Annotated in this window: 6 protein-coding genes; 5 read left to right on the top strand and 1 reads right to left on the bottom strand. The window is 37.9% G+C overall.

All coding sequences use genetic code 11. The features are described from left to right. Nucleotides 1–366 precede the first annotated feature (366 nt). Complete coding sequence (locus Q1A86_RS07605) at nt 367–1,938, top strand: hypothetical protein (RefSeq protein ID WP_299804964.1); 1,572 nt, start codon at nt 367–369, stop codon at nt 1,936–1,938. Nucleotides 1,939–2,032: 94 nt separating this feature from the next. Here the strand turns inward: Q1A86_RS07605 and Q1A86_RS07600 are convergent, their stop codons facing one another. Further along, entirely contained in the window at nt 2,033–2,626 is a 594-nt protein-coding gene (locus Q1A86_RS07600; RefSeq protein WP_299804962.1) for a 3'-5' exonuclease, read from the bottom strand. Between the two features lie 1,361 nt (nt 2,627–3,987). Between Q1A86_RS07600 and Q1A86_RS07595 the strand changes: the two genes are divergently transcribed. The 4 genes from Q1A86_RS07595 (at nt 3,988) to Q1A86_RS07580 (ending at nt 11,451) form a co-directional block, all read left to right on the top strand. Next, entirely contained in the window at nt 3,988–8,751 is a 4,764-nt protein-coding gene (locus Q1A86_RS07595) for an AAA family ATPase (protein WP_299804959.1), read from the top strand. A gap of 196 nt (nt 8,752–8,947) precedes the next feature. Continuing rightward, nucleotides 8,948–9,343, top strand: a complete 396-nt coding sequence (locus Q1A86_RS07590) for a hypothetical protein (protein WP_299804956.1) — start codon at nt 8,948–8,950, stop codon at nt 9,341–9,343. A gap of 129 nt (nt 9,344–9,472) precedes the next feature. Beyond that, entirely contained in the window at nt 9,473–10,108 is a 636-nt protein-coding gene (locus Q1A86_RS07585; RefSeq protein WP_299804953.1) for a hypothetical protein, read from the top strand. A 290-nt stretch (nt 10,109–10,398) separates the two neighbouring features. Next, the gene (locus tag Q1A86_RS07580; RefSeq protein ID WP_299804950.1) at nt 10,399–11,451 is read left to right on the top strand and encodes a DNA/RNA non-specific endonuclease; all 1,053 of its coding nucleotides are present in this window, start codon (nt 10,399–10,401) and stop codon (nt 11,449–11,451) included. Nucleotides 11,452–12,103 lie beyond the last annotated feature (652 nt).

The following is a 12,103-nucleotide window of genomic DNA, read 5'->3' as shown; positions in this document are numbered from 1 at the left end:
TGGTAAGCCTGTTAAGCCCACAGTTTTATAGACACTTTATCTAAAAATTTTTGGTAATAATTTAACGGTGTTTCTATCGTCATATATAGCCCTGTGCTGAGTTCCTTCTATATTGCCCTCGTATACTTCCAATGCTCATCTCAACCCCACTTACATCTTAAGTCGTTGGGTTTAGCAAATGCCTTCTTAAGGTTGATTACTGTTGTGGGGTTAAATCCTTCTAGGGCCTTAACAGGCTACTCAATAAGCGCTTAACGCTTGCAGTCATACTTAATAACTTGATGATATATAGCAATAAATGTTTTAACACCTAGTATGGGTTTGTTAATCTGTTACTGTTTGGCTTGTCATTATAAGGAAGCAAATATGTCAGGCATTAAACAAGTACCAACTCTTGGCGAGTTTCATAAAATAGTTTGTGATTCATTGGCCTTATGGAGTGATGAAAAGAAAGAAACTACATTCTTTGTACCTGCAACCGAAAAAGAACGTAGACAAGCGTTGGAGGAAGCTTTCTTGTTGGTAGAAAGCAATATGAAAGGTAAGGCTACTATAAAAGATCTACTTAACGAAACTCTCCAACTTGCGCCTGGTGATAAGCGTATAGATTTATTATTTAAAACTGTCAGAGCATACGTCATTCAATACGCAAAAAATGATTTCAGTACTGTTCGTGAGTTTACAGAATTTCAGGAATACATGTTACAAGTTATAGAACAGCGGTATCATCAACCTGAAACAGCTAATTTAGCGAAAAGCTATTATCTATATGCACTAGAATACTACCGAGAGTGGGTTCGGGAGTTTGTTATTGAACAAGGGGCTACGCCAGAGGCTTATCAGTATTTTGTTAATAATGTCCTAAAATCTATCGTCATTAACCTCGTTTCTCAGCATCCTTTTGGTGATACAGGCATGTTGCAGCAGACCCTGCATGATGACTGGCCACTACGCCGTTTAATCGACGAACTATTGGCTAACGCAGGAAGTTCTGTCTATAAGCTTTGTCAGTATCATGCAGAGGAAAAAAGCTCAAAAGGTGCTGAGTTTACTGACTTACAGGGAGGGAGTGTAGATAATGCCACTAAACAGGTAATCCAGCGACTTTCTCGTTTTACTAGAGTTAAGTGGCGTATCTACCTGCAAACAATTTTACCTTTGCAGAAATTGAACCCTGTTGAGGGCGACCATTCTGGCTTTACAGCTACTGCGCTAGGTGCTTTCATCGTACATAACCTTAACATTCATTTAAATGACAACCAATGTGAGTCATTATGGGACCAGCAGTTTAGTTATCCAACTATTGGTTCAACTCAAATACAGTCAGCCAGCGTAGTTATTGACGACATTGTGGAGCAGGGACAGCCTAACGTTGAACAGTTAAAGGTGTTCGATAGAGCGGAAGCTAACCTTAATGAATATCAAGACACACTGGATGGTTATGCCTTAATCATAAACAAGGTAGATAGGATTCCTAGAACCATGCACTTCGTTTATGGCAATGGAGAGCTGTTTTCAATTAAAGAATGGAGTAGAAGCCTAACAGCCAAACCTGATTGGCTTGATAGTTGGGATAAGGCCCAGAACGCAGTAGCCGTTGGCGAATTTATTATTGCAACACAGCATTACGGGGAAGTATTAAGGGAGGCAAAATACAACTCTGGCCCGCTATGGATGTTACTATTCTTTGAGGTTTGCTGTTTATGTCAAAAAGCTAGGAAGGAATCAACTGAAGAGGAATTTAATATGTATTATGACTCTTTGGGCTCACAAGTTACTTCCTATGCAAAACTATTAGGTTACCTACCAGATAGCGGAAGAAATGCAGAAACGCTTCTACCAAACCCATTAACGATTAAAGAACTGGTAATAATAGATAAGGTACAAAAATTATTGAAAAGTGGCTTTTTGCCTGAACCGAAAGTAAATAGCATATAACCAACAGACATTATTTCAGTGCTAGTTCTATTTCTCCGAACTGAATGATTTTAAGTGAGACACCGCTATAGTTAAGCCACGGTTTTTAGGCTCTTTATCTAAAAATTTGTGGTAATAATTTAACGGTGTTTCTAGCGTCATATATAGCCCTGTGCTGAGTTCCTTCCAGATTGACCCCGGATAATTCCAATGCTCGCCTTAATCCCACTTGTGTCTTAAGTTGTTGAGTTTTAGCAAATGCCTTCTTAAGGTTAATCACTGTAGCCGGGTTAAACTCTTCTAAATTATGTTTAGTACAATCAATATTTATCTGTATTAGGTCATACCCACCCCAACAAGAAAAAATGTAGCTATTTTCTTCTGGTAACCATATCTTAAAATCGTTAAAAACTTGACTGAAATTCTCTGCTTTCATGACCTGAGATTGCGATATACCTGTTAATTCAGAGCAAAATTGACTCAAAGTAGGATGCTTTTCTGGGCTAACAAAAGCGTTAAATTCTGTAACACCGCTGACAATCGTAAGATTCTTAGTTGAAACTAGAATAGCTCCGATTTCGATAATCTCTCGTTCATGCGGAGGAATTGAGCCATCTGCTGTGCAGGTATGCTCAATGTCTATTACCACTAGGTAGTCATGGTTAAGTAGTAATTGATTTAGTGCATCTTTTGTATAAGTAATCTGCATATTTGACACCGCCAACATTAAGTATTCGATTCTAAATGCATTGGTTAAGTAGGGCTATAGTAAGCCTCTATTTTCTAATGGCTCAGGAACAATTGTTGGCCCTAAGTATTTTTCATGCAATTTTAGACATAAATTTATCTGTTTGGAGTGCTACTGAAACCACTTAGCATCATTCAAAAGGCACAATTATACAGTTACTTAAAGTCATCCTAACTCATTTTGCTTGACCTAATCTTGCTACTTGAACTTTAATATCAACTCGAGACTATTCTGGACCAAAGCAAATGCGTGACGTTGTATCTAAAGAGCTCCTGTGGGAGCTAAAAAAGGCAAAGCGAGTAAAGGGAGAAGGATACATAATAATGTTTCTCAGTGCGTTAACTTTTACTCTGTGTTACTCAACACTCCCTTTGTTGTACGGACTATGGTTAGCAGTCATCATAGGATTATTAGTTGCAGTGGCAACTTTTTGTATTACTGCATTATTTTTTCACGTTTGGCTTGTAAAGCAACGAACATACAGGGCTTTGCTTAGATTGCAGCCTACAACAAAAGATATAGAAAAACTTCTCAGCACTGGCCCGCTGTTTTCCGTAGAGCAACGCTTTGCATTTGATAGATACTTGAATACGCTATATTGCTAAACATAAGCGTTGAATCAATTGTATTGGAAGAAGCCCTTGCCAGCATAATTATGTCTTCTTAGCCCTATCACATTAAAACGTACCTACTTACTAGTTTGTGACAAGTTTACAAGCTGTTAGCCGCAAAACTTATAAAGAAAAAGCGTTCAAGAGTCATAAGCTAACCTGAAGAGATTTTCAATTGGAAGAGCTCGAAGATGGCTATACATTAGTTAGTCTCTGCTATCTCTCCGTCAAATTTTCTCCTTAAGGCGTGAACTTAAGCTTTAAATTTATCGATTCAATTGTAACGGTAAAATCTGCGACTCCGACGAGGAAAACAAAAAGCCAATATATCTACATAGGACGCTAGAGGACCCCCTTTAGAGCTATGGACCTAACTCTCTTTGATTGAGTTTTGTTGCACTTCCCATAAAACCCGGGCTTACCGCTCTCAACACTCAAGTAGCTCTTTATATTCAATGAGGTACTACTTGCGATCATTAAATTGAATAAGTTTGCGAATAAGCGGTGAAATAACATTCAGCGTTATCCAAGTAGATGAAATTTAATGAGATATGGCTCTGATTTCAATTTTTTATCAAGTGATGCTTTGACAAAAAAAGGATATAAACCGAGTCATAAATAATCGCTCATTATCAACTAATTGTCTGATATTAAGCGTAATAAATTGAACTTACCTCTAAGAAAGTAAGCGCCCCAAAAGCAAGGACGTATATGAGCACGCTACATGATGACTACATCAGTGATTTGCAAGATTCACTGACTTCTCCTCTACTACTAGAAATTCAAAAGAAACACATCCTCCAGCTAAAACAAGATGTGCCTGAGTTCTCGGAGGTTGTTACTTACCATAGTATCTATAATGCAGAATTGCCTCACAACAACAAAACGAACATCATTACCATTAATGCTGAAGCAGGTAAAAACACACAGATTTTCAGTACGATTTATCATTTAATCGGTGACGAGTTAAGAAATAAGTTGCTTATTGATAGCGCATTAAAGTTTTCAATATTTTTTGCGGCACAAGGAGTAGGAGATTTCCTTGGTGACGTCATGAATAGCAAGGTATCTGATACTTTTAAAAAGACATTTTCTTGGTTAAACGAAAGCTTAAGTGACAATCCCCTCGCTGATACAGCCATTAACAGTGTCGTCGATAAACCAGTGGACATAGTTAGCGGCCAAATTGAGGACTTAGCAGTTAAAGGGGCTGATAAAGCAAATGATAAACATACGCTTGGGCGCAAACTCTACCTTAGTGACACTGCACAAGCAGAAATGAGGGCGCTGGCAACACAAATGAGTGAGGAGCAAACACCTCACCAGGTAATGCAATTTCTACTCAAGTTATTAATAGCGTTAGGTGCTGGTGCTCCTAAGTTAATTGTTATCAATAATCCATTCAATTTAGATGCCGCTTCTATTGCTTTGCTGTCGTTATATTTCTCTCATGCCAAAGATGCAAAACAAAGCGTGACTAAAACTGAAGGTGATAAGGCAGCGGCTACGCATCCCGGGGTGTCCGTACTATTTAACTATACTGAACAACAACCGTTTGATGCGCTACCAGAGAACGATACCAAACAAAAATTAACACGTTTACGTCATATGGTGCAGCGATATGGCATGTTAGAGAAACCAGGGGCTAGCATTCCTGTTCCAGCGATTCGAGCGACTACATTCGTCGGCCGAACCGCAGAGTTGCGTCAATTAATAACAGAACATGAAAAGTTTATTAAGGATTGCCATGCCAACGAATCACCGCAAGTCACAAGCCAATGGACGTTAGTGAAAGGCGAACCAGGAACAGGCAAAACAGCGCTAGTTAAAAAACACCTAGACACTCTTTTTGCTCAATCAGATGCATTAGCGAGCAGTCAGGTGCGATTAACACTGTTAAATCAGACCGGTCACTCGTCAGAAATTACAGGGCTAGCTTCATTGCAACATGCAATTCAATTAGAGTTAGTTAGGCTTACAGAGGAATATAAAAAGCAACTGGGTTATTTTGAGCGCAAGATAAAAGATAAATGCATTGAATGGGAAAATGCTAAAGCGCAGTTTGGCCAAATTAATGACGCTACAAGCTCTTACAAAACGCAATATGAGGCGTTAAAAAATAATCGTGTAGCTGCGCTAAAAGGCATTAAGAAAGCAGTTAAATTCATCTCTGATTTGTCAGGTTTTGGTTCGATGCATGACGGTGCAACATCAGCTTGGAATGCTTCTGCAATCAATCAGCACCAAAGTCAAAGTGTTGATGCGCTGACAAATGAGAGCAATAAAAATGCAAAGCAAGAGCAGTTTGATTCTCTTTTTATAGCGATAAAAGAGCTCAAAAACGTATCGAAATTTATAGACGCTAAAGCTGGAAAAAGCCCAATACTACTATTTGTTGATGATTTACAATGGATTGACGAGTTATCTTCAGAGTTTATACTTACACAGCTCGCGACACGCTTTTCGACAGAAATTATCTTTACTGCCCGGTACTCAGACAGCAATACTAGCTATAAATTAGCATTAAAAAATCAACAACATTCACCTTATAAACTGGCGTTATTTGATGCTATTAAATTGAATAAAACGATATCAGAAGCGAATACTACTGATTGCCTGGCTCTCATTCCTGACAGTATCAAAATAAATGCGCAAATCCTCATAGAGGGAATGAACAAAAGGACGCTGCAAGCGTTAATTGAACAAGCCTACGCTATAAACGATGATAACACGTCCTCTTTAATCGCTGAAAAACTCATTTCAGTGTTAACAGAGCAAGAGATTACGGCTGATACACAAGTAGTCACATTATTCGCCGTCGAAGCCTTAAATTTGATTTCAGATGCTCGTTTTTATCAGCGTAAGGTAAAAGACAATGTCGCAATCACCCCGCTATTTACTCAACTTAAAAAAGGGGCCTTCCGGTTAAACGTGTTATCGACAGCGCAGATTAGTGCAACCATTGAAAACGTATTTACGCGACTACATGACACCCACCAGCACGCCTTTACTCACTCAAACGCGCAAGATAATGACCAAACCTATTTCACGTTATCATCTTATGCAGTAATGGAAGAGCGCCTCCTTATTATTCACGATTACTTTAGTGAGGGCGACATTCAATACGGGGATGCGGCCGTATTCAGTTTGCAGTTATCTGCATTAATTGGTGCACCGTTTGACAGCTCCCTTGTTGCTCACCTGATTGAAAAGCTTACCGCAGTAGATATTAGCGAGTACCCAGCACTCATACCTTTAAAAGTCTTTTTGCAACAAGAAAAAGGCTCCTCACTTAAAGAAGAGCACGTTGAAATATTGGAAGAGGGGTTTGAAATATTAAGGCGCCTACAACCTAATCGGCATCACTACCGTCATAGCTTATTTAATGTGTTTTTAACTCAACAAATTAAAAGTAATTTGCATACTATATTTAAATCAAACATTGAATCCATTAACCTTTTTTTACGTTATTGTGTCCAGTTACTCGACAAAAAGCATGGTTCTAATATTGATTCATATGAAAATACTCCTATTGATGATCCTCAGTTGAACATCAGTATTTTCGGCTTTGACTTACATCCTGAATCTTGGAGTTCAGAAGTTAGTAATAGATTAGATTCATATGGAAAATATGCTACGGGCAATTATCTAGCTAGTACCACATCTTACATAAAGATGATTAAAATTATACCGGCACAGGAAAAGTTAATTGAATATTATGAAGCTATAGAATTAGATTTTGAAGACGAAACACAGTATGTGTCTAATTTGTTAGATATTTCTGTCCGTTATTTCGCGATGAATGGTGATGACAACGTTTTACAAAGCAGCAATACCTATAAAAGTGTAGAGCCTCACAACAGATATTCTAGCACGCTTGGTATAGAAACCCTTAAGAAGGTTGTTACATTTATTGATAATGACTTCTTTTTAGATTGCCACTTTGAATCATTTGTTGAAGCCTTGATTATATTAATCGGGTACTACCGCAAGCATCAAGAATATGAAAAAGCATTACCTCTCCAGTACAAATTAGTGAGCCTGAACGAAGTTTTTAGCCATAATGAGGATTTTGCATATATATACATATCTAATACTCTTGAACTTTATGACACTCATATTAAGTTAGGGAGTACGGAAAACGTATCCTACATAGAAGATCGTTTACTAAGTATATTTAGATATTTAAAAGAAAAGTGTAACCACGATGGGGTTATTTCTAAATTATGCATTAGTGTTGATTGTAGTCGAGAAGATATATTACAAGTGTTACCTATCAATAATATCAACAGTTTTAAAAACACCTTATCTGAAGTTTCATTATTTTTTATTGAAACCTATAAAGACGAACAAAAAGAAAGGGTGCTAAGAAAAATATTAGATTTCTATGATGAAGTTTGCTTTGAAGAAGCAGATTTTTTCATCGAAAATTATATTCAAGTTGTAAAACTTGTCAACACAACTGTAAGTATAAGTAACGATGTCAGAATATCAATCAATGAGAAAGCAATTGATTGGTGCAAACAGGCGCGGGAATATGTAGGCGAACAATGGTACGAATTAGAGCAAGAACATGAAGGTTTTATAGATTTAACCAGCAAGTGTTTTCACTATGTAGCAACTGTCTTGCTTGAACAATATAAACATCTTGAACCACATAAGACATATCAGCTAAGCTTAACGCTTATTAGTATAACTTCTAACTTCGACCTTTTTTATGATGCTAAAGGAGTGGCTTTATACCAAGAATTACTCAAGCTAATTGTTGAATCCGAAAATATGAACGATACATCCGCATGTATAACCTTAAGTGATTTTATGGATAGTTATTTAATTCGCCTCGTCCAATCTATAAAGTTAAAATCATCTATTAATGAAGACGACTTTATAGAAATCATCAAGGTTTTATACTTAAATTATATTCTGCCTTACAGCACAGTAGAGTTCACATCTCAAGACCGTAGATATATCGGAAAATGTGACTCAGTAGGATTTTATATCGGTGGTGATTACAGCAATCACTCACCTTACAGTAGAGCATTAACACAGTTATCCCTCGTTTTTGTACTAACACAGGAATACACTTACGCATCCCAAGCACTATACCTTTCCTTAACGGTAGATGCCTATCACCCTTATAACACAGATTGGCTTATACAAAATGCAATGTCATTTTTCAGTTCATTAAACGACATGCCTTTGGTTGACTCATACCAAAAAATGGATATTTTGATTAAAGATTCCTATCTAGAGGGAAATGCCAACTCTGAGCTATTTAAACAAATTTACCGGTCAATACTTGAACAAGAACTTACTGTCGATGAGTTGAGCAGATTCTTAGAATGCAAAGACATATTTATCCATTTAGAATCGATTACTACGGAGTTCGATGAAGAGTTACAGCTTTTGTTAGCTAGATTTGATGACCTATGTTACCGAAGAGGCGCTTTTGAACAAATGACTTTATTTAATTAATTTCAACAGAGTGGTAAGCACCTAGAACAGTAGACACTCCATTAATTTATTTGGCATTAACTTGGTCTGAAGTTCAGTGGCATGGAGTAGTAGAAAAATTGACCCAAAACAATCATGTGAGTAGTGAATCTTGGTATCTTGAATGAATCACATTTGTTCATCCTAACCAAGAACGCGACCTCCCTAAGGTGCTATCATGCTCAAAGTACTAGTTTTTCTTGTTTTAACAATAACAGCTGCTCCAGTAATTGCTTTTGATGATGAATATACTCCATACAGCCAGGAGTACGATACTGCTGAATATGAACCTTCAGAGCTCCTCGTAAAAGAGGCGGCCATTAAGGCGCTTCTAAACTACAAATGGAAGATAGTTACCCATACTCGTTTTAAAATCGAAGCTACTTATGCCGATAGCTGTCAGGTGCAAGTTTTATTCACAGCTAGTCGAATAAAAGTAACTGAGGTGGAAAACTTTAGATGTTCAACTTTCAAAAATAGCTGGATTCATTCTCTTGGTGCCACCTATTTAAGTAACTTGGAGGCTGGCTACCATATACAAAATGCCGCCCTAATGATTACAAATGTAAGGTGAAATTTGCCTATCAGAGGCGGAGCTGTCCTCTTTCTTATTCTAGAATACTTATGATGAGGAAAGGAGGTTTACTTTCTCTTGTAAACTAGGAAATCTATAAATACATGGCTTAATTAAAGGAGTGCAGTGTTGGCATTAACTCAGATACAGGTAATTCAATCCTTAGGCGAAGCAATGTCATGGCTTGAAAGAGAGTTAAATTGGGGAGTACCTCCTACAGAATTACGCCATTTGATTGGGCGAATTGGAGAGCTTTACGCTGCCTTGATAACAGGGGGGCAGATGGCTACTGAGGTCAATCAAGCTGGGTATGATGTAGTAGGGGAAAATGGCGAAAGGATTTCAGTTAAGACAACCGCACGAATGGCTGGGAACGGTCATATCCTATTTAATGCCAATACAATAAATCTTGTAGATAGAGTCATTATACTGCGCGTCAATACCGAAGAAATGCAGGTTGAAACGCTATTTGATGGTTCGGTCGGTGAGGCAAACCACCTTATGTGTCCACCTGTTGCCAACGGTAAACTTGCGATATCTATGAGTAAGCTATTATCTCCTAAGCCAATAAAAAGGGAGTTGTCGAAAGTCACTGAAGTTACTTGGAAAGATTATCAACTCATCGAGCTAGAAAATGGAACCATTGAAGTTTGGCACTCTGGCTCTTTAGTATCCCCATCAAAACCTCACCTTAGATCAATAGCTAAGGTGAGGTTTTGTCTATTCTTAATAGCAACGGTAACGCATACAACACAAGGCAGTTAGGAAGTCTATTAATCAAAGAGATTGCATCTTAAAATCCCCAAGCAGTCTTTGTGTCCATGATTTTTCGGTTTTAAAAAGAACTTTCGGGACATTGCTTGATGTATCCAATTTTACCTAAAGTCCTATTTGTAGTACTGAAATAATTCTCCTTGGCCTTAAGATGCCTAGTAAATCATAGACAATAGTGCGTTACAAAATACGCGAAAATGAAATCAATTTGCTATTGTTTATTCTTACTATGAAAACATATTAATTCACCTACTTTGTCCTTAGTGTTCAAGGAGGAGCGCATGCATTACTTGTGCAGAAGTCTATTTATTTTTGTTCTACTATATGCATCAGGATGCAGTGATAATGGCGAGCAAAGTCAATGTGTTACTAAATACCGTTCAGAAACTTCGTTCATCTCTACACTTATAGAACAGGAAATTCAGTATACACAGGAGCTCGTTTCAGATAAGAGTTTGTTGTGTCATCCGAACCTATTTTTGGGGACTCCGTATGATAGCGATCAACTGCTTTGTAGAGAAGGATTTGCACTTGGTTACAACTATACCGATAAAATTGCTGATTGGACGGCTTACAAATTAACACCTGAGTCGGTTACGGCTTCTTTCCCAAGAACAGATGTTTTTACAATAGATTCTGAAGTGCCTACCTACGCACAAAGTGCTCCTAATGATTATCAAAATACAGATTTAGACAGAGGACACTTGGCTCCAGCAGCTACAATTGATTTTTCAGAGCTATCTGTTACTGAGTCTTTTTATATGTCGAATATTGTCCCACAGCATCTAAGTTTAAACAGGGGACTTTGGGCTAATTTGGAGCAGTGGGTTAGAGATTGCACCGTTGAAGTAGAAGAGTTGTTTGTCTATACAGGAGTCATCAACTCTTCCAAAGATGAGGTCATTGGGGATGGGGTTCATGTGCCAGAGTCAATGTATAAGGTAATTATTAAGCCTAGATCGCCAGCTCAATCAATTGCATTCTTGATCCCCAACATTGACCCTGGTGAAGCACAGTTAAGCGAATACATAACCGATTTAAACTCAATTGAAAAACTAACTGGTGCCAACTTCCTTCAAAATGTAAGAGATGACATTGCTTCTCAGCTAAGGTTCATGACGTCAGAAATTTGCGAAATAGATAGTTATGATGGTCGCATAGAAAACTTTGAAACGGTGACAGTTGAAACTCCTTATGAAGATTGCTCTGGCACAAATAGCAGTCAATCAAGTCAATGCTGTAAGGTTTGTAGTGTAGGTAAGGCATGCGGAGATACATGCATTAACAGTTCTTATTCATGTTCAGTACCTAGTGGGTGTGCGTGTAACCAATAAAACCTAAGGACACCTATTATGAATAAATTGTGCATCCTCATGCTTTTCTGCCTCTTAGCGCCACAATATTCGTGTGCTACTGAAAGCGTTTCAAGGGAAATAATGGAGGTAAGGTGTGGAATATTTGCCAGTTACGCTGAGCTAGATAAAAAGATTATCAAAAGTCATTATGGTCTTGCAGTCGCGTTACTTAGTCCTGAAGAGATACTTTACCATGGAGGATGGGCGGAAGGCTTCCTGTATGCAAAGGCAAACTCAATGAATAGTGGAATGTTAAAGATTCACGCAAAGTCTATTTATACAGGGGGTTGCCTAAACTTAGAGAACTTGGAAAGCCGCTAGTATTGCTAAATATTATGGCTCCTCACTGCAGATACGTTCATAACGTAGGAACACCTAAGTTAATCTATCATCAATTACGTTAGCACAAACACAGTCGCGTTAATTTCCAAAGCTGAGTTTATGGCGTAGGTTGTTTTTGCCCCATTACGAGTTATTGGCGATAAACAGCACAGAACAGTGACAAGCCAGTTGACCTACTTTTGATAATCGATAAGTGACAATTATGACTGTGTTCTAGGCTTTAGGTAAGACATCAATATCCATCCTCACTTTTCAATTTTTAGAGCTCGTTTATTCAAAACCACTATGG

The sequence above is a fragment of the uncultured Shewanella sp. genome (assembly GCF_947497935.1).
Classification (GTDB): domain Bacteria; phylum Pseudomonadota; class Gammaproteobacteria; order Enterobacterales; family Shewanellaceae; genus Shewanella.
Note: the sequence above shows the minus strand (reverse complement) of the source record. Positions and strands in the feature narration are given on the sequence as shown.